Below are 16,835 nucleotides of genomic sequence, written 5' to 3'. Positions count from 1 at the left end.
GGTAGCGCTTACGCTAGCCCGGCGATGCTCAGGCGAGGGCCAGTTCCGCCAGGATCGCCGCCAGCGTTTCGCGCGGTTTCCCGCTCAGCGACGCAAGCGGGAACGGCAGTGCAGGCGCGGCCACTTTCCCTGACATTTCTGCTGCTGCGGCCATCACCCGCAAACTGCCGTACTGGCGGAACAGCGCCCACAGCGGCGCCAGCCGGTCAGAGGCTGCGGTGTCTTTGGCTCGGGCAATTGCCAGCGCCGTCTGCGGATAGAGCCCTGCGATAACCGAATACCAGACATCAAACCCGGCCTGCAGGGCTGACGCCGCCCGCCAGTCGCCACTGATGCCCAGGGTGACGCTTTCAGGAAGACGGGCGCGCATGTGGGCGATATTGTCCGGTGTGCGCCCGAGCTTGACGGATTTGACGTTCGGTAGCGCCGCCACGGCATACAGCAATTCGTCGTTAAACTCGAACCCGGTGGTGGCCGGGTTGTCGTAAATGCACAGCGGAACAGAGATCCGGTGGGTCACCGTCTCATACAGGGTAAACACTTCCTCTGCCGTCAGGCGCTGGTACGACACGGGGGCCAGTAACACCCCGCGGGCGCCGGCGCTTTGCGCCTCATCCGCCAGACGGAGAATATCGTCGAGGCGAAGCGCGCCAATACTTACGCTCACCGGAATGTTGTCGGCATGCGCCACGGCACAGCGGGTGATATGCGTGCGCTCCTCAGGCGTCAGATACGCGTAACTGCCCGTCGAACCGAGGATCCCCAGCGAATCGACACCAGCATCCACCAGCGGGCGCAGCAACTGCACAAACGCCTGCTCATCAAATTTCCCCTCTCGCAATGGCGTCAGAGGGAATGCGCTTAACCCGTGAAACATCCGCTTATCCTTTTAGAGTTCAATCAGTTGAAGGTGAGCAGTGGAGCCCGGCATCAGCCGCTGCAGGTTGCTGACTAACTCATCGCCAGCCTCCTGCAACGCCGATAACGGCATCGACGGCAGACTTTCGAGAATAAACCACATGTGTTGCGCCTGGCTATCGAGACGTGTACGCACGCCCTGGCGCCAGTTCCAGCGACGGCAGGTGACGCCGATATCATCGCGCCAGATAACTTCGCCCGCATCCGGGTATTCGATAACCGGCTGACCTTCTTTCAGGGTATCAAACGGTTCATTACCTTCGGCAAGCGTCAGACGCGGTGCGCCTGCATAAGCGGCAAGGTTCTCACCCCCGACGGGAATGGCGTAACGAATGCTGATGGCATTGTAAATATCGACCACTGGATCGAGCGGGGGCAGTGCGCCCTCTTTCAGCACTCGCTTACGCAGGGCCGATGCCGAGCAGGGCGTGCGTTTCGGTTTCGCACCAAACGCTCTGAACACGTCATCCCAGGCGCTGAGGTGCGCTTCCGCCCAGGCGACATCATCAGTGAGGACCTGCTGGCAGGCCTGTGCCAGCGCGGCAGAGGCCACGTCCGGCTGGGTTATGGGGGCGGCTTCAACCAGAATGCTCAGCGCCCGAAAGCCGGGGGCAATCCCGGTAAGACGCGGGTCTATTGACGGCGTAACGAGAGACATAAATAATCCTGTATTGACTGTTTTATACTATGGTAGTGACCAATGACTGATAAAGTCAATATAATGACCGATTCGGGTGCCGATATCGCCCAGGTAAGCCTGGCCGTCGCCACCCGCATTCGCAACTGGCGCAAAGAGAAAAAACTGTCGCTGGATGAGCTTTCACGCCGCGCCAGCGTCAGCAAAGGCATGCTGGTGGAGATTGAAAAAGGGGCGGCGAATCCCAGCATTGCCATTCTCTGCAAGCTGGCTGCCGCGCTGGGCGTTTCGGTGGCGGATATCGTTAACGTCTCCAGCGAGCCGCGGGTGCACGTCATAGAAGCAGCGGCGATCCCGGTTCTGTGGCAGGGCCCACAGGGCGGATATGCCCGGCTGCTCGCGGGCACGTCTGGCCCGGATATGATTGAACTCTGGCAGTGGGTGATGCATCCGGGGGAGCGTTTTACCTCGCCGGGGCATCCGGCGGGAACGTTTGAGCTGCTGCATGTCACTGAGGGAGGATTAACCCTGACGGTGGAAGAGACGGTGACGCAGGTGACGGCAGGCGCTTCGGCGGTGGCGAAAACGGAAGCGGCACACGGCTACGCGAATGAGGGCGAAAATGTGTTGCGGTTTACCATGACGGTGGCGGAGTTTCACCGCTAAAAACGCCCCCTCCGTCAGGAGGGGGAGGGGATATCACGCTTCTTCCACGCTTACCCGCAGGGCTGCCAGCGCTTTACGCGCCGCTTTCAGCACCTGCTCACACTGTTCAACCGTCAGCGTCAGCGGCGGTTCAATGCGAATGGTCTTCGAGTTGTTGAGCGTTCCGGCGACCAGGACCCGCTGGCGGAACATCTCGCTCGCGAAGCTGTAGCCGATTTCGTTGTCGACAAACTCAATGGCCATCAGCAACCCTTTACCCCGCGCATCCTGCACCAGATCCGGATATTCCCGGCCCAGCTGGCGGAAACCGTCCAGCAGCATATCGCCTTTCTGTTCCGCCTGTGCAGGCAGGTTTTGATCCAGTAGCACGTTGATGGTCGCCAGCGCGGCCGCGCAGGCCAGCGGGTTACCGCCAAACGTAGTGGTGTGCAGGAACGGGTTGTCGAACAGCACCGAGAAGACCTCTTCGGTCGCCACCGTCGCGCCAATCGGCATCACGCCGCCGCCCAGCGCTTTTGCCAGACAGAGAATGTCCGGCTGGACGTTCTCATGCTCGCAGGCAAACATCTTGCCCGTACGCCCCATCCCGGTTTGGACTTCGTCGAGGATCAGCAGTGCGCCAAACTCATCGCACAACTGACGCACGGCAGGCAGATAGCCCTGCGGGGGCAGGATCACGCCGCCCTCACCCTGAATAGGCTCCAGGATCACCGCTGCCACATCGTCGCCGGTTTTACGGCATTCGCTCAGCATGGTGCGCATAGCGCTAATGTCACCAAACGGCACGTGGCGGAAGCCCGGCAGCAGCGGCATAAACGGTTTGCGGAAGGTGGATTTGGCGGTAGCCGACAGTGCGCCCAGGGATTTTCCGTGGAACGCGCCGCTGGTGGCGATAAACGTGAATTTGCCGCGCGGCGACTGGTACGCTTTGGCGAGTTTAATCGCCGCTTCGACCGATTCCGTGCCGCTGTTGCTAAAGAAGCTGTACTTCAGTTTGCCGGGCGTTAAGGCCGCGAGCGTTTTCGCGAGCATAGCGCGAAGTGGATCGAGCAGTTCCTGGCTATGGAGAGGTTGTTTCGCAAGTTGATTCTGTACGGCGGAAACCACAACTGGATTACGGTGCCCCACGTTGAAAATTCCAAAACCACCCAGGCAATCTATAAACTCCTGTCCCTGGGTGTCGACAAGCGTATTAAGACTTCCCGCTTGCCACTCTACGGCTCCGTAATCCCCGCCGGCGGTAACAGATTTGCGATACTCCAAAAACCCTGGATTGACATGCTCTTTAAAGTAATCGATGACCTCTCGGTTAAGTTGTTTCATCTCCTCATGATCAAGCGTTCGCTTCTCAATGAGATTCAGTGCGTGCGCGGTACAGGCAAGAGCCGAGGCGCTGGAAGGTAACCTGTTCAAAATGTGCTCCCGGGGATCGCGTATCACATGATACTGGATTAAGTATTGCAGGGATTACGCCACTTCAGATGCCTTAACGAAAATCAGGATAAACACCAGGTTAACATTATGTTGCGCAAAATTTAATCATGCCGATATAACCGATACGGGATTTAGCGGTACGGCGGAAAAGGCCTGGGGAGGTGCGATTAAAAGGCCATTGCACTTATAGAGTGCAGACGCTGCGACTTAAGTGGGCGTTAACGCGTCATACTCTGCAGGTAATTTCTCTACGAAAGTATTTGAAATCAATGAATTATAAAATCTCACAAAAAGTGCGGTTTAAGTGAAATCTGCGATCTCTATCAACTTTAACAACTAAAGATAAATTCTTTACCGCCGAAAAAACATTAATCCACAAAATTAACATTCAAATAACCTGCAAGGGATGCTCACGATGTCCGCTCCAACCTTTGTCACCCAGAATGAATATCCTCTGGACGATGACACCACCTTAATGTCGACCACCGATATCCACAGTTACCTGACCCACGCCAACGACACCTTTGTGCAGGTGAGTGGCTATCAGCTTGATGAGCTGATGGGCCAGCCGCACAATCTGGTGCGCCACCCCGATATGCCAAAAGCGGCGTTTGCCGATATGTGGTACACCCTGCAAAAGGGCGAGCCGTGGAGCGGCATTGTCAAAAACCGGCGTAAAAATGGCGACCACTACTGGGTGCGCGCCAACGCGGTGCCGATGGTGCGTCACGGGCAGGTGACGGGCTATATGTCGATTCGCACCAAAGCCACGGCAGAAGAGATTGCTGGCGTGGAGCCGCTCTATCGGGCTCTGAATGACGGGCGCTGCAAGAAACGTATTCATAAAGGACTGGTGGTAAGGAAAGGCTGGCTGGGGAAACTTCCGGCAATGCCGCTGCGCTGGCGCGTGCGCAGCGTGATGGCGGGGCTGTTTGCGGTGCTGGCTGCCACGCTGGTGGCCACCTCAGCGGGTGCGTACTCGCTGGCTGCCGCCGCGGTAGTCATGTTGCTGGGCACGCTGCTGTTTGAGCAGCAGATTGTTCGTCCGATCGAAAACGTGGCGCGTCAGGCGCTGAAAGTCGCCACCGGCGAGCGCAACAGCGTGCAGCACCTGAACCGCAGCGACGAGCTGGGGTTGACCCTGCGTGCGGTAGGGCAGCTGGGGCTGATGTGCCGCTGGTTGATTAACGATGTGTCAAGCCAGGTGGTGAGCGTGCGTGATGGCAGCGACAGGCTGGCAAAGGGGAATGAAGATCTGAACGATCGGACGCGTCAGACCGTGGCCAATGTGCAGCAGACCGTGGCGACAATGAACCAGATGGCCGCCTCCGTGCAGAGTAATTCAGAAACCGCCGCCGAAGTGGACAAGCTGTCAGTGGCCGCCAGCAGCGCGGCGACCAAAGGCGGAAACGCGATGCAGACGGTGGTGAAAACCATGGATGACATCGCGGATAGCACGCAGCGGATTGGCTCGATTACCTCCCTTATTAACGACATAGCGTTTCAGACCAATATTCTGGCGCTGAATGCGGCGGTGGAGGCGGCAAGAGCCGGTGAGCAGGGGAAAGGCTTTGCGGTTGTCGCCGGCGAAGTGCGCCATCTCGCCAGCCGTAGCGCCAGTGCAGCCAACGATATTCGCAAGCTGATTGATGCCAGCGCCAGCAAGGTGCAGTCCGGCTCTGATCAGGTTCATGCCGCCGGCCGTACAATGGATGATATCGTCGAGCAGGTGAAAAACGTGACGCAGCTTATCGCGCAGATCAGCCACTCGACCTCTGAACAGGCTACCGGCTTGTCAGAGCTCACCCGTGCGGTGGCCGAGCTGGACAGCATCACGCAGAAAAATGCCGATCTGGTTGAGGAAAGTGCCCACATATCCGCAATGGTGAAGCATCGCGCCGGGCGTCTTAAGGATGCGGTAACCGTGCTCCATTGAGCCAGTAAGGTTCCAGAAAGCCGTTTATTTCATCAGGAATAAGCGGCTTTATTTTTTCTGAATGTAATTATTAATGTCTTTTGTTGTTAACTTTATATTAAATAACTAAAGAAAGCACATCAGATATTTACCCCAGCCTAAGTCCGTTTTCCCCGATGCTATTTTGAAAATGCCTCATCAGAGGGTGGTGTAACGATCGATTTACGGATATTAATAGCCTACACCTATCCATTGTCGTGGTTATGAAATAAAAAAACGATCAAAGTCATAAAGTTAGCGGTTTCGTTACCGATAACGGTGATCGTCTGAGAAATAATCACATCGATGGAGAAAATATGTTCTTACATGACGTAAAGATCGGCACGAAATTATTTCTGGCGTTTGGATTCTTTATTGTCCTGATGGTGGTCAGTGCGAGTTTATCCTTGCTAAGCCTGAACCGGGCGAACAACGGAATGCAATCCATCATTACCCGTGATTATCCGACCACGGTAAAAGCGAACCAGTTAATCGACAACTTCCAGGAATTTATTGGCACTCAGCAGCTGATGTTACTGGATGAACAGGGAACGTATACAGCGCAGTCACAGCAGCGTCTTAAAGCGATCAGCGAACAGATTACGGTGATCCTCGGCGAGCTGAATACTGCGCTGCAGGATCCAGAATCACAGCGGGTTCTTGCTGAGATACGTGGCGTGCGTCAGCAGTATCTGGACTCGCGTTATCGCATTTTGCAGGCGGTGCAGAATAACGATCGGGCGGGCGCTATTCAGGAGATGATGACCAACACCCTGAAGCTACAGCAGGCCTATAAAGCCAACGTGCAGGCGCTGATCGCGATTCAGAACCAGGAAATGCAAAGCGCAGGAGTGCAGGTCGAGGGCGATTTCAAATCGAATCGCCTGCTGCTGATCCTGATCACGCTCTTTAGCGTCGCGACCGGCAGCCTGATTGGCTGGTTTATCGTGCGCTCAATCACGCGTCCGCTGGGCGAGGCGGTGGATTTTGCAAAAGCCATTGCTGAAGGCGATCTGACCGGCAGCATCACGCCGCACGGTAAAGACGAAACCGGCCTGCTGCTGCATGCGCTGATGGAGATGAAAACGCGTCTGCTGGACATTGTGCAGCAGGTCCAGACCGGTTCGGAGAATATCTCGAGTGCCGCCGCGCAGATTGTCGCGGGGAACCAGGATCTTGCCGCGCGCACCGAAGAGCAGGCCAGCTCTGTTGAACAGACCGCTGCCTCGATGGAGCAGATCACGGCGACGGTAAAAAACACCGCCTCACACACCGGAGAAGCAACTCACCTCTCGGCGGACGCTGCCATGGTGGTCAAAAACAACGGCGAGATGATGAAGCAGGTCACCAGCAAAATGCGCCTGATTAACGAGACTTCTAACCGGATGTCCGACATCATCGACCTGATCGACGCCATCGCTTTCCAGACCAACATTCTGGCGCTGAACGCGGCGGTGGAAGCGGCACGTGCGGGCGAGCACGGTCGTGGTTTTGCGGTGGTGGCGGGCGAAGTGCGTCAGCTTGCGCAGAAGAGTGCGTCATCTGCCAGTGAAATTCGTCAGCTGATCGAAAGTTCTACCAGCCAGACGCAGGACGGGATGAACCTGGTCGAGAAAGCGAGCGAGTTGATTAACGGTATGGTCGGCAACGTGGAAGAGATGGACGTCATTCTGCGTGAGATCCGCCAGGCCAGCCATGAGCAGACGGAAGGGATCTCGCAGATTAACAGCGCGATTGGCCTGATTGATGCCACCACGCAGCAGAACTCCGCCCTGGTGGAGGAGTCTGTCGCGGCAGCAGCGTCCCTGAACGAACAGGCGATGCACCTGAAAGATCTTGTCCGCGTCTTCCGCGTGAGCGATCGCGTACTGGCTTAATCCAGCTGGGAGATCTCCAGCGCTGCGCGGTCGATCACGCCGATGATCTGCTTAAGCTGCGCATCGCTGAGTTCGCCCTGGTTCACCTTCAGGTCTAGCACCGCTTTGAAGTTATCCAGAGCCCGCTTCATTTGCGGGTTTTTTCTCAGCTGGAAGCCGACAGAGCGCGCTTTGATACGCGCCTGAATTTGCGCTAGCTGCTCCTGATTTTCATCCAGCCACTGCTGACCTGCCGCGGTAATCGCAATTCTCTTGCGGCCATTCTCTTCTTCGGTGATGGTGATATAGGTCTGATCCTGAAGGTAATCGAGGGTCGGGTAGATAACGCCAGCGCTTGGGGTGTAATTCCCCTGCGTCATGTTCTCGATCGCCTTGATCAACTCGTAGCCATGGCTCGCGTTGTGGGTCAGGATATCCAGTATCACCAGACGCAGATCGCCGTGACCAAAAAAGCGTGGTCGGCGTCCGCCGCCGTCGAGTTCGTTTCGCATAATCATCCCTTCAAATTGATATATCTAAACTATATCTTAGATATATTCAGATGCAATCTAAAAGATCTTGCATTCTTGCTGATTAGCAATCATTATCATTTAAAATTGATTTAGATATATCGTATTCACCTGAGAAGGGTCTCACCATGACATCCACCCGTTACCCACAACGTGTTCGTAATGATCTCCGTTTTCGCAAGCTGGACGTGCTTCGCGTTGAGCGTGTCAGCGCAGGTTTCCAGCGCATTGTTTTAGGAGGCGAAGCGCTGGAGGGCTTTAGCTCTCGCGGTTTCGACGACCATACAAAAGTGTTTTTCCCGGCCCCGGGGGCGACCTTTGTACCACCGGTTGTTACCGATGAAGGTATCGACTGGGGCGACGGTGTGCGTCCGCAGGCGCGAGACTATACACCTCTGTACGATGCCGAACGGCATGAGCTGGTGCTCGATTTCTTCATACATGATGGCGGCGTTGCCAGCTACTGGGCGACAGAGGCAAAAGTGGGTGACACGCTCACGATTGGCGGCCCGCGCGGTTCGCTGGTTGTGCCGGAAGATTATGCCTGGCAACTGTACGTGTGTGATGAATCCGGCATGCCCGCGCTGCGCCGTCGCCTGGAAAGCATCGCAACACTGCCGGTTCGCCCGGACATTCATGCGGTGGTGACGGTCGGTGATGCGTCGTATCAGGACTATCTGGCCCATCTGAGCGCGTTCAACATCACCTGGGTTGTCGGCCACAGCGAACAGGCGGTGGCTGAGCGTCTGGCGGCGTTGACGGTGCCTGCGGAAGATTATTTTATCTGGCTGACCGGGGAAGGGAAGGTGGTGAAAAACCTGAGCCGTCAGTTTGAAACCGACGCAATCGACCAGCAGCTGGTGCGTGCCAGTGCATACTGGCACGCTAAATAATTAGGCTGCGGACTCCAGCTGCGCTTCGCTCACCTGATGTTCGAGCGAGGCGCGAACGTCGTGCAGCGCCTTCTCCTGCTGGGCAAAGTAGGTTTCCATATTGCTTAGCGACGAGACCAGCAGCCAGGACTCCTCTTTCTCCAGCTCCGCCAGCTCGTTCACTAACGTGTCAATCTGCTCGCGAACCTGCGCCATTTTTTTGCGGATACGTTCCAGATCGTTCAGCCTTTCGCTGGCCATCAGCGGCTCAAAGCCCTGCTGCAGACGTGCCACCAGCGAACGAATGGCTTTAACGTCACCACGCTGTTTGGCCTGGTTGAGTTGCACCATCATCGCGTTGGCTTCTTCTTTCAGATCGTCAGCGACCAGGTCCGGATGGCAGAGCTTGCTCGCCTGACGCCAGAGACGCTTCAGTTCGTTCTGATCTTCCTCGGAGAGGTTCTTGCCTTTACGCAGACGCATTTCGGCATCGTGATGCTGCTCGCGGTATTTCTCGTACTCTTCATTGGCCTCGTCGCGCGCCTGACGTGCAGGCTCTTCTTCGCGCGTTAAGCCACTCTCCAGCTCCAGCGCTTCGGCCAGCAGGTTAGCAATCAGATTGCTTTGCTGCTGCAGTTGCTTACGCGCCTCGGCAGCCTGTACGGAATCCGCAGGCAGATCGCGCCAGCGCTGGGTCAGCATCGCCAGCACCTCCACCGCCTGCGCCATATAGCGCTGGCAGCGACGGTAATCTTCCTCACGTCGACGCGCCTCCGCCTGCTGACGTCGCAGGTTCAGCTCCGCCAGCGTTTTACGCAGGGCGAGGATCTGCTGCATCAGCGGTCCGAGGCGTGAGAAATAGAGATCGTTGAATTCATCGAGCTGTTGCACGCGGGCATTGCGACGGTCAATCAAATCCCTGAGGCGCTCTTCCAGCGCTTTTAGCTCCATCTTGCTGGCCGCCACCTGCGGGTCACGCCATTGCGTCATGGCGCGCTGGCCCTGTAGCCAGGCAGCGATCGCCGCCATGGCAACGGTATAGTTTTTCTGCTCAAGCGCCGCGACGATTGCCTGTAGCTCATCGTCAAACGCTTCATTTTTCAGCCGTGTCAGCTGGCTCTGGATGATGTCATCGTCTTCCAGTTCAATCGCATTTTTTATGATTTCTAGCCGTTTGATCGGTGTGCTCATGATGCCTTTCGCTTTGGCGCTTAAGTATTTGAGTTAAGGTTAATTGTTGTAAACGCTACAGGAAATAATACACACGGATGATGATCGGCGCGATGGGGGATTTCTTTAGTTTTTAGGGTTTGTGAAGAAGAGTGGCACGAACAGGAAGCCGAAAGGCTGGCGGGGGAGCGTTGGCCCCGGTTCTTGTTCTGCCAGTCCTGAAGGAATACCTAAGGCTGAATGCCCTGCATAGCGAAATCGAATGATGCCATACGAACCATACGTACCATACGACCCGCCATCAGTTCACCTCGCTGTAGATGCCCACCACACGGCCCAGTGTTTTTATCTCATCGATACCGCATTCAAAGGGGACTTTGCCGCCCGCGACGTGGAGTTTTTTCCCCGGCAGCAGGGTTAAATCACGAAGACTGATAGTGCCTTCAATCTCAACCAGCCATAGCCCGTCGGTTAATGACGCCCCTTTTTCAACAAAGTGGAGCTTTGCCTCAGACCGGACTGCGATACCGCGAGTGAGCGGTTTGCTAAAGAGATGTGAATCGATACTCAAAGTGGAATTTTCTTCCAGCTGACCATCACTGAGAGTGAATGTAACAACAGCAACGGGATCGCCAGGCGCAGGGTTACCTTCAAACTGGGCACCCTGTCCGGTCATTAGCCAGCGCAGGCTGGCCCCTGTGTCCAGTGCACACTGTACCGCGAAGTCGTAGGAGATGGTGCCGCGCGCGTAGCGGTTCTGAAGGGAACTGGCGGCAATATTGAAGTGCCGGGCCAGCTGGATTTTTTGGGTAAAACCATATACCTGACAGATTCTATCGAGTAACTCTTCATTATTCACTTGAGAATCTAAAATCAAAATATATTCCTTTGGGTATTTACTAATACTCAATTGGGTATTAGTATCAATGCGAATTCGGGCAATCAGCGGCAGACGTTGGCAAACAGAGGCTAATGATTGCAGACATTATCAAAATGGGAATCATGCAACATGGCTTCTGAAATCGCAATCATCAAAGTGCCAGCCCTGTCGTTAGGCTGGCGCAGTTCGCTGCGCTGGAAAGTGGCGTAACGCGTAGGCCAATCCCGTTTTCAGCCCGTTACGGGTGAGTAATTCACACAGTGTGAATCAACGCGAGGGACGTTATGGCAATAGAAGCGACACGTGCAACGGTCCCACTCAAGGTGGGGGCACGTCTTTCCGGGCTTAATCACGTGGCCGAACTGCGTGCCAGGTACTGGGGCGATAACGAGAAAGCGCTGGCGCGGTTTTTGGCCGAGATGCGTGATAAGCGCGATCCCAGTTTTGAGGAGAATAACAGGGCGCTGGCGGCCATCTTTTTCCTGGCTAAATTACCCGCCGCCCGTCACGAATGCGGTATCAATGAGCTGACGACTGAGGAGAAAAGAGCGCTTATCGGAGCCATGAATCATTTCCGTGCAGTCGTGAGTTTATTTCCTGAACGGCTGACCATGCCGCTTTAATCCACCCCAAAACGTAATGGCGTAAACCCGCCGGGCATTTTATTGCCTGAATTAAGGAGAATGAGTGATGCGAAATAGCGAAAACCGCACTTTTCTGAACGGGCGCGAGGAACTCCAGCACCTGCTGGTGCAGGCGAAGATGGAGGAGCGCAGGGCACTCGCACTCGCCGTCTCCCTGCGTCTGGAGGCATTAGCCAGTCACATCTATAAGACCGGAATGTGTGGCGAAGACGCAGCGGAACTGCTGTGTCACGAGGCTGCCCGTTACGAACGCGAATCCCAGGAGCTGCACTGATGGCCGATTTTATCGATCTGGCGCAGGAGCGTGAGCTTGAAGATCGCGAACGTCATATTAATAGCGCTCGCCAGCGATGCGCATCGCCCTCGCGTTTTACCTGCGAGGAGTGCGACATCCCCATCCCCGAGGCGCGGCGAAAGGCGTTACCTGGAGTGGCCTTATGCGTCACCTGCCAGGAGATAACGGAGCTGAAAAACAAACATTTCCGGGGAGGATAAGTTGGTGATGTCATTTGCTTATCCGTGGAATGAACCCCGATCGGCTATTGCCAGCCCCTACCTGACTCACCCCCAATTACAGCGTCGCGACCGTCTGTTCGCGGCGCTGCAGCAAGCCAGAAAAGCGCTCGCTCTGCAGCCTGACTGCGTGCGTTTTGACGTCTGGCGCACGGTTGATGCTCTTGAACTCCATCAGGGCAGCCTGCGAGCCAATGCCTTTTTGATTCGGTTCTGCAACAGGGTATTACCGCGTCTGCAGCAGGTCTCGGCACGGTATGCCTGTTCAGGTGTTGACCGTAACGTCTCCACCGCCGTTTTTGGTGGACACTTCGACACGCCGCTTTCGCAATATCTTGCATCGCGGATGGTTACGCTGATTGCCCGCTTCAACCGTCTCCCGGATATGTCCCGCGCCGATATTGATTTGCTGGCCGCTGACATCGCTGGCTTTATTCGTTCCGAGCTGGCGAATATCATTGACGCTGGCCTCGGCGAATTTCAAACCCTTCATGTCTGGTATCAGCGCGCTGGATTAATCACCCGCCAGTTCAATGTACTGCCTCCTCACTGGGAGCGCGTGTCGAAGATACTCTTTAACAAAGAGGACATTGCGCCAGCGGTGATCCGCATGTTTTCCGAAGACTGGTGGCGTGGACGACTGCGTCGCATGGCGGCCGCCTGGCGTGAGCATGTGCAGATTGCACTTGGAAACGTCAGCAAAAAGAAGTCTGCCTATGCGAGTAAACGCTGCATCACTGACTGGCGTGAACAGAAGCGGCGCACGCGTGAATTTCTTAAAGGTCTGGAACTGGAGGATGAAGAGGGCAACCGTATAAGCCTGATTGCCAGGCACGATGGCTCGGTGGCCAATCCCGCGATACGTCGCTGCGAACTGATGACCCGCATCCGCGGGTTTGAAAATATCTGCCATGAGCTTGGCTATGTGGGCGAGTTTTATACCTTAACCGCGCCGTCGAAATATCACGCCACCCTGAACACCGGCTATCGTAACGGCAAATGGAACGGGGCGAGCCCTGCGGATACACAAAGCTACCTGACAAAACTGTGGGCGCGGATCCGGGCAAAACTCCACCGGCAGGCGATTCGTCTGTTTGGCATCCGCGTTGCTGAACCCCACCATGACGGTACGCCTCACTGGCACATGCTGATGTTCATGCTGCCCGAAAACGTTGAGCGCGTTCGCCGCATTATGGAGGAATACACACAGGAGGAAGACGCTTTTGAACTGCAAAGCGATAACGCCAGAAAAGCTCGCTTTCACGCTGAAGCTATAGACCCGCAAAAGGGCAGCGCCACCGGTTATATCGCTAAATACATCTCCAAGAATATCGACGGCTATGCCCTTGATGGCGAGACAGATAACGAAAGCGGCGAGTTGCTTAAAGTGACTGCATCTGCTGTTTCGGCCTGGGCGGCGCGCTGGCATATCCGTCAGTTTCAGTTTATCGGCGGTGCACCGGTGACTGTCTACCGTGAGCTGCGCCGTTTGACTGATACGCAGGCCGCGCACGGTCTGAGCGTAGAATTTGCGGCAGCGCATGACGCCGCGGACGCCGGAGACTGGGCAGGATACGTCAATGCACAGGGAGGACCGTTTGTCCGTCGGGATGCGTTGCAGGTGCGCACGCTGTATGAGCCCCGTGCCGAATATAATCAGTACGGCGAAGAACGTGTCTGTATTCGCGGCGTTTACGACGCCGCACTCGGCCCGGGCTCGCCGATTTTGACCCGGCTCACGCAGTGGAAAATTGTGCCGAAGCGTGCCGTTGATTTGGCCGTTGACCTTAACGGCACCGCTGCGCGTTCTTGGAGTTCTGTCAATAACTGTACGGTGAGCGACGTCTCTCAACCCCTCAGCCGGCGTGCGAGACGCGCGTTAGCCGCCCGCATAACCCTCCCCAGACCGGTTGCAAAGACTCCCTTTGTCTATGAAAAGGATCCGCAGAACGGAGTGGCAGAGAGAGTGATTGATGAGATACGGCTCGCCACCGGAATAACGATCAGCCGGGGGGAAGCCCTGCATCTTATGGCGGGGGGCATTAGCCGTTTTAACGACAAATGGTGCCGGGGATCTGCAGACGGATCGCTATTTCCTGCGGCACCGTCTTATCAGCAAAAGGCCCGGAAAATCCTTGAACGTATAAGGTATTTAACGCATCTGATAAGCAAAGGGATTCGCTAATCTTCATCGATATCATGTACATACCTCGCATGGTTCTGATTTTTTGCTTCACTCTTTTTATGAATACATGCTACTGTATGTTTATACAGTATCTCGTGGTGGAGGTTGTGTGGACAGAGAGTTGAACGAGCAAGTCATGATTGAACGCGTCGAGATGATTGCGCGGCTGACGACAGAAGGAACGTGTCAGGAAAGAGATCGTGAAATTGCCCTGAATTTGATCGCTGAGATTGCGAGAGGAAATTTAATCAGGAACAACGCGTTTACCGTGGTTTTCTCGGCATCACCCGTTCCGGACAGAATCAAAAAAGAGGCCAGCGTGCGGGTGAACATTACCCTGGATAAGGATCAGCTTATTGGTCCGTCCGTCGTGGAGGCGTTTCAGGACGAATTAACCCGCAGGATAAGATCCGTGTTTCCGTCAACGCTGGTTACCGTCAAAAAAGGATCCATGACCGGCGTGGAGTTGCAGGGGATTGAAAGAGAGGCCGATCGCGAAGCGCTGGACAATATCCTCCGGGAAGTCTGGGAAGACGAGAGCTGGCGCTAGGCCCTCTGCCATCTCGCGGGCAGTCTGTTGTGTCCGCGATTGTCCATCCTGCAGCAATAGCAAAAAGGGCGCCAGCGCTGGAAACTCAACGGTACCTGGAAATCCGGATGTTGGGAGCGTCTGATGAAAATCTATGCAATGCAGGGGGACACGCTTGATGCCATCTGTGCCCGTTATTATGGGCGCACGGCAGGGGTGGTTGAAACCGTTCTGAACGCCAATTCTGGCCTCGCGGAGTTGGGGGTCATCTTACCTCATGGCACGCCGATAGACATGCCAGAGGTTGATAGCGCACCGACTAAAGAATCAGTGAACCTATGGGACTGAGTCTTGAGAAAATCACCACGTTTATCGCCTACTGGCTGGCCGTAGCGCTGGCCTGGTTCGGGGCGATGTCTCCTGAAAAAGTCGCGCTATACGTGGGAAGCCTCTGCGCCATTTTTACCGCGCTGACGAATTACTGGTTTAAGCGGAAAACCTATCGCTATCTGACCTCTCTTGGACTCGATAAGAAGAGTATTCGTGAACTCAATCATTAAGCGTTGCAGCGCCGCGGGCGTACTGGCCCTGGCGGTGCTGATGCCTGACTTCCGGTTACTGAACACCTCACCGGAGGGGTTGGCGCTCATTGCTGATCTCGAAGGGTGTCGCCTGTCGCCTTATCGTTGCAGTGCGGGCGTATGGACATCAGGCATTGGCCATACGTCAGGCGTCGTGCCGGGACGGGAAATTACAGAGCGTGAGGCGGCAGCGAACCTTGTTGCCGACGTGATGAACGTTGAAAGACGGCTGGCGGTATGCGCACCGGTGGAGATGCCACCCCGTGTCTATGATGCGCTGGTGAGTTTTGCCTTTAACGTTGGAACAGGGGCTGCCTGCCGTTCCACGCTGGTGTCATTCATTAAGCGTAAACAGTGGCCGCAGGCGTGCAATCAGCTTACCCGCTGGGTGTACGTCAATGGGGTCAAAAATGCCGGACTGGAAAACCGTCGAGCTCGTGAGAAGGCCTGGTGCCTGAAGGGGAAGCCATGAAACCTCTTCTGCTGGTACTGGCCGTTCTGCTGGCCATCACGCTGTGGTTTCGTCATGACAACGTGAACCTGTCCCGCTCTCTTGCTAAAGCCAACCAGAGCGCCCGCGATCAAAAAAACACTATCAACACGCTGCTTCAGCAGTTATCCGAAGCACAGCGGATTGCCAGGTCGAACGAAGATGCGCAGGTCAGGCTCCGCGAGGATCTTGCTGCCGTCGGCGAGGAGATGGCACGACGCGAAGCGGCTATCGGGAAATGGGTAAATGAAAATGAAGAGTTACGCCGCTGGTATAACGCTCAGCTGCCTGATGCTGTGCGCAGGTTGCACACCCGCGCCGCCTGCGCCTCCGCAGCACATTGTTTACAACGCCTGCCCGAAGGTGAGCGCCTGTCCGATGCCGGGAAGTGAGCCCATCACCAACGGCGATCTCAGTGCTGATATTCGTCGGCTTGAGCATGCCCTTATCGCCTGCGCGCTGCAGGTCGAAACCATAAAAGACTGTCAGGATAAACTCGATGCACAAACTCAACAGCCTGCGTCAGGCATTAATTGACGCCGTTCCCCAACTGAACGATCACCCTGATTATCTGCAGATGTCGGTGGGGAGCGGAAATATTGACGCCCGCCTCGCGTCCTCGCTCTCCTTTGAAAAAAAGTATGAACTGAAAGCGAATATCAGTAGCTTCGCCGGCGACAGCGAGGGGGTCTTCGTCCCGGTACTGGCCTGGCTGCGTGATAACCAGCCAGATATTTTTACCCTCGATGACGGGCGAAAAAACGGGTTTCTCTTTGGTGTCACCATCAACGACGATGGTACGGCGAATATCAGCTTTAGCCTGCAGCTCACCGAGCGCATTCTTGTTTCGCAGGAGCAGGGAACGTTGCATGCCACCTATTCCCCGGAGCCGCCGTTACCAGAGCCCGTCACACGTCCGCTGGAGCTGTACATCAACGGTGAACTGGTCAGCCAGTGGAAAGCGTAAGTTCACCAC

At 55.7% G+C, this 16,835-nt stretch carries 21 protein-coding genes; 15 read left to right on the top strand and 6 right to left on the bottom strand.

The features are described 5' to 3' along the window. Nucleotides 1–28: 28 nt before the first annotated feature. Nucleotides 29–877, bottom strand: a complete 849-nt coding sequence (locus tag HV340_RS19865; protein WP_059306150.1) for a dihydrodipicolinate synthase family protein — start codon at nt 875–877, stop codon at nt 29–31. Between the two features lie 12 nt (nt 878–889). Next, nucleotides 890–1,576: a B3/4 domain-containing protein gene (locus HV340_RS19860; protein WP_059306149.1), complete on the bottom strand. Its 687-nt coding sequence runs from the start codon at nt 1,574–1,576 to the stop codon at nt 890–892. Between the two features lie 42 nt (nt 1,577–1,618). On the opposite strand from HV340_RS19860, the gene HV340_RS19855 reads away from it, so the two are divergent. Then, nucleotides 1,619–2,221 (top strand): helix-turn-helix domain-containing protein, encoded by a 603-nt coding sequence (locus tag HV340_RS19855; RefSeq protein WP_047956134.1) that lies wholly within the window; start codon nt 1,619–1,621, stop codon nt 2,219–2,221. Nucleotides 2,222–2,254: 33 nt separating this feature from the next. On the opposite strand, the gene ygjG is transcribed toward HV340_RS19855, so the two are convergent. After that, the gene (gene ygjG, locus HV340_RS19850; protein ID WP_020883590.1) at nt 2,255–3,634 is read right to left on the bottom strand and encodes a putrescine aminotransferase; all 1,380 of its coding nucleotides are present in this window, start codon (nt 3,632–3,634) and stop codon (nt 2,255–2,257) included. Between the two features lie 436 nt (nt 3,635–4,070). Between ygjG and HV340_RS19845 the strand changes: the two genes are divergently transcribed. Beyond that, nucleotides 4,071–5,591: a PAS domain-containing methyl-accepting chemotaxis protein gene (locus HV340_RS19845; protein WP_059306148.1), complete on the top strand. Its 1,521-nt coding sequence runs from the start codon at nt 4,071–4,073 to the stop codon at nt 5,589–5,591. A 335-nt stretch (nt 5,592–5,926) separates the two neighbouring features. After that, nucleotides 5,927–7,486: a methyl-accepting chemotaxis protein gene (locus tag HV340_RS19840; RefSeq protein WP_014171702.1), complete on the top strand. Its 1,560-nt coding sequence runs from the start codon at nt 5,927–5,929 to the stop codon at nt 7,484–7,486. Here the strand turns inward: HV340_RS19840 and HV340_RS19835 are convergent. Continuing rightward, nucleotides 7,483–7,983, bottom strand: a complete 501-nt coding sequence (locus HV340_RS19835) for a PadR family transcriptional regulator (RefSeq protein WP_226876167.1) — start codon at nt 7,981–7,983, stop codon at nt 7,483–7,485. The genes HV340_RS19840 and HV340_RS19835 overlap by 4 nt on opposite strands. 140 nt (nt 7,984–8,123) lie before the next feature. Between HV340_RS19835 and HV340_RS19830 the strand changes: the two genes are divergently transcribed. After that, nucleotides 8,124–8,888, top strand: a complete 765-nt coding sequence (locus HV340_RS19830) for a siderophore-interacting protein (RefSeq protein ID WP_059306146.1) — start codon at nt 8,124–8,126, stop codon at nt 8,886–8,888. On the opposite strand, the gene HV340_RS19825 is transcribed toward HV340_RS19830, so the two are convergent. Both HV340_RS19825 and HV340_RS19820 read right to left on the bottom strand, forming a co-directional pair. Then, nucleotides 8,889–10,058 carry a DNA repair protein gene (locus tag HV340_RS19825; protein WP_059306145.1) on the bottom strand — a complete coding sequence of 390 codons (1,170 nt, stop codon included), beginning with the start codon at nt 10,056–10,058 and terminating at the stop codon, nt 8,889–8,891. It abuts the gene before it with no gap. A 280-nt stretch (nt 10,059–10,338) separates the two neighbouring features. Continuing rightward, complete coding sequence (locus HV340_RS19820) at nt 10,339–10,914, bottom strand: phage repressor protein CI (RefSeq protein ID WP_025202968.1); 576 nt, start codon at nt 10,912–10,914, stop codon at nt 10,339–10,341. A gap of 287 nt (nt 10,915–11,201) precedes the next feature. Between HV340_RS19820 and HV340_RS19815 the strand changes: the two genes are divergently transcribed. The 11 genes from HV340_RS19815 to HV340_RS19765 all read left to right on the top strand — a co-directional run bounded on the left by HV340_RS19815 (nt 11,202) and on the right by HV340_RS19765 (nt 16,826). Beyond that, the gene (locus HV340_RS19815; protein WP_040018793.1) at nt 11,202–11,540 is read left to right on the top strand and encodes a DUF5347 domain-containing protein; all 339 of its coding nucleotides are present in this window, start codon (nt 11,202–11,204) and stop codon (nt 11,538–11,540) included. A gap of 67 nt (nt 11,541–11,607) precedes the next feature. Further along, nucleotides 11,608–11,835 carry a DUF2732 family protein gene (locus HV340_RS19810; protein WP_040018794.1) on the top strand — a complete coding sequence of 76 codons (228 nt, stop codon included), beginning with the start codon at nt 11,608–11,610 and terminating at the stop codon, nt 11,833–11,835. Further along, entirely contained in the window at nt 11,835–12,056 is a 222-nt protein-coding gene (locus tag HV340_RS19805; RefSeq protein WP_020883597.1) for a TraR/DksA family transcriptional regulator, read from the top strand. The genes HV340_RS19810 and HV340_RS19805 overlap by 1 nt, the downstream gene beginning before the upstream one ends. 7 nt (nt 12,057–12,063) lie before the next feature. Beyond that, nucleotides 12,064–14,259: a replication endonuclease gene (locus tag HV340_RS19800; RefSeq protein ID WP_181216560.1), complete on the top strand. Its 2,196-nt coding sequence runs from the start codon at nt 12,064–12,066 to the stop codon at nt 14,257–14,259. 109 nt (nt 14,260–14,368) lie between these two features. Then, nucleotides 14,369–14,809 (top strand): DinI-like family protein, encoded by a 441-nt coding sequence (locus HV340_RS19795; RefSeq protein ID WP_020883599.1) that lies wholly within the window; start codon nt 14,369–14,371, stop codon nt 14,807–14,809. 123 nt (nt 14,810–14,932) lie between these two features. Further along, entirely contained in the window at nt 14,933–15,136 is a 204-nt protein-coding gene (locus HV340_RS19790) for a tail protein X (RefSeq protein ID WP_020883600.1), read from the top strand. After that, nucleotides 15,127–15,348, top strand: coding sequence for an HP1 family phage holin (locus tag HV340_RS19785; RefSeq protein ID WP_014171693.1), 222 nt, complete (start codon nt 15,127–15,129; stop codon nt 15,346–15,348). The genes HV340_RS19790 and HV340_RS19785 overlap by 10 nt, the downstream gene beginning before the upstream one ends. Beyond that, nucleotides 15,332–15,841 carry a lysozyme gene (locus HV340_RS19780; RefSeq protein ID WP_014171692.1) on the top strand — a complete coding sequence of 170 codons (510 nt, stop codon included), beginning with the start codon at nt 15,332–15,334 and terminating at the stop codon, nt 15,839–15,841. The genes HV340_RS19785 and HV340_RS19780 overlap by 17 nt, the downstream gene beginning before the upstream one ends. Beyond that, complete coding sequence (lysB, locus tag HV340_RS24545; protein WP_059306143.1) at nt 15,838–16,251, top strand: Rz-like lysis system protein LysB; 414 nt, start codon at nt 15,838–15,840, stop codon at nt 16,249–16,251. Before HV340_RS19780 ends, lysB begins: the two co-directional genes overlap by 4 nt. Next, complete coding sequence (lysC, locus tag HV340_RS19770) at nt 16,151–16,396, top strand: Rz1-like lysis system protein LysC (RefSeq protein WP_072126476.1); 246 nt, start codon at nt 16,151–16,153, stop codon at nt 16,394–16,396. The genes lysB and lysC overlap by 101 nt, the downstream gene beginning before the upstream one ends. After that, nucleotides 16,359–16,826, top strand: coding sequence for a phage tail protein (locus tag HV340_RS19765; protein WP_059306142.1), 468 nt, complete (start codon nt 16,359–16,361; stop codon nt 16,824–16,826). The genes lysC and HV340_RS19765 overlap by 38 nt, the downstream gene beginning before the upstream one ends. Nucleotides 16,827–16,835: the final 9 nt, after the last annotated feature.

The sequence above is a fragment of the Enterobacter sp. RHBSTW-00975 genome (assembly GCF_013615235.1).
GTDB lineage: Bacteria > Pseudomonadota > Gammaproteobacteria > Enterobacterales > Enterobacteriaceae > Enterobacter > Enterobacter ludwigii.
Note: the sequence above shows the minus strand (reverse complement) of the source record. Positions and strands in the feature narration are given on the sequence as shown.

What these genes read in the sequence shown, in the direction of transcription:
- HV340_RS19865 (WP_059306150.1), bottom strand. Translation starts at nt 877, where the DNA reads ATGTTTCACGGGTTAAGCGCATTCCCTCTGACGCCATTGCGAGAGGGG.
- HV340_RS19860 (WP_059306149.1), bottom strand. Translation starts at nt 1,576, where the DNA reads ATGTCTCTCGTTACGCCGTCAATAGACCCGCGTCTTACCGGGATTGCC.
- HV340_RS19855 (WP_047956134.1), top strand. Translation starts at nt 1,619, where the DNA reads ATGACTGATAAAGTCAATATAATGACCGATTCGGGTGCCGATATCGCC.
- HV340_RS19845 (WP_059306148.1), top strand. Translation starts at nt 4,071, where the DNA reads ATGTCCGCTCCAACCTTTGTCACCCAGAATGAATATCCTCTGGACGAT.
- HV340_RS19840 (WP_014171702.1), top strand. Translation starts at nt 5,927, where the DNA reads ATGTTCTTACATGACGTAAAGATCGGCACGAAATTATTTCTGGCGTTT.
- HV340_RS19835 (WP_226876167.1), bottom strand. Translation starts at nt 7,983, where the DNA reads ATGATTATGCGAAACGAACTCGACGGCGGCGGACGCCGACCACGCTTT.
- HV340_RS19830 (WP_059306146.1), top strand. Translation starts at nt 8,124, where the DNA reads ATGACATCCACCCGTTACCCACAACGTGTTCGTAATGATCTCCGTTTT.
- HV340_RS19825 (WP_059306145.1), bottom strand. Translation starts at nt 10,058, where the DNA reads ATGAGCACACCGATCAAACGGCTAGAAATCATAAAAAATGCGATTGAA.
- HV340_RS19815 (WP_040018793.1), top strand. Translation starts at nt 11,202, where the DNA reads ATGGCAATAGAAGCGACACGTGCAACGGTCCCACTCAAGGTGGGGGCA.
- HV340_RS19810 (WP_040018794.1), top strand. Translation starts at nt 11,608, where the DNA reads ATGCGAAATAGCGAAAACCGCACTTTTCTGAACGGGCGCGAGGAACTC.
- HV340_RS19805 (WP_020883597.1), top strand. Translation starts at nt 11,835, where the DNA reads ATGGCCGATTTTATCGATCTGGCGCAGGAGCGTGAGCTTGAAGATCGC.
- HV340_RS19800 (WP_181216560.1), top strand. Translation starts at nt 12,064, where the DNA reads ATGTCATTTGCTTATCCGTGGAATGAACCCCGATCGGCTATTGCCAGC.
- HV340_RS19790 (WP_020883600.1), top strand. Translation starts at nt 14,933, where the DNA reads ATGAAAATCTATGCAATGCAGGGGGACACGCTTGATGCCATCTGTGCC.
- HV340_RS19785 (WP_014171693.1), top strand. Translation starts at nt 15,127, where the DNA reads ATGGGACTGAGTCTTGAGAAAATCACCACGTTTATCGCCTACTGGCTG.
- lysB (WP_059306143.1), top strand. Translation starts at nt 15,838, where the DNA reads ATGAAACCTCTTCTGCTGGTACTGGCCGTTCTGCTGGCCATCACGCTG.
- lysC (WP_072126476.1), top strand. Translation starts at nt 16,151, where the DNA reads ATGCTGTGCGCAGGTTGCACACCCGCGCCGCCTGCGCCTCCGCAGCAC.
- HV340_RS19765 (WP_059306142.1), top strand. Translation starts at nt 16,359, where the DNA reads ATGCACAAACTCAACAGCCTGCGTCAGGCATTAATTGACGCCGTTCCC.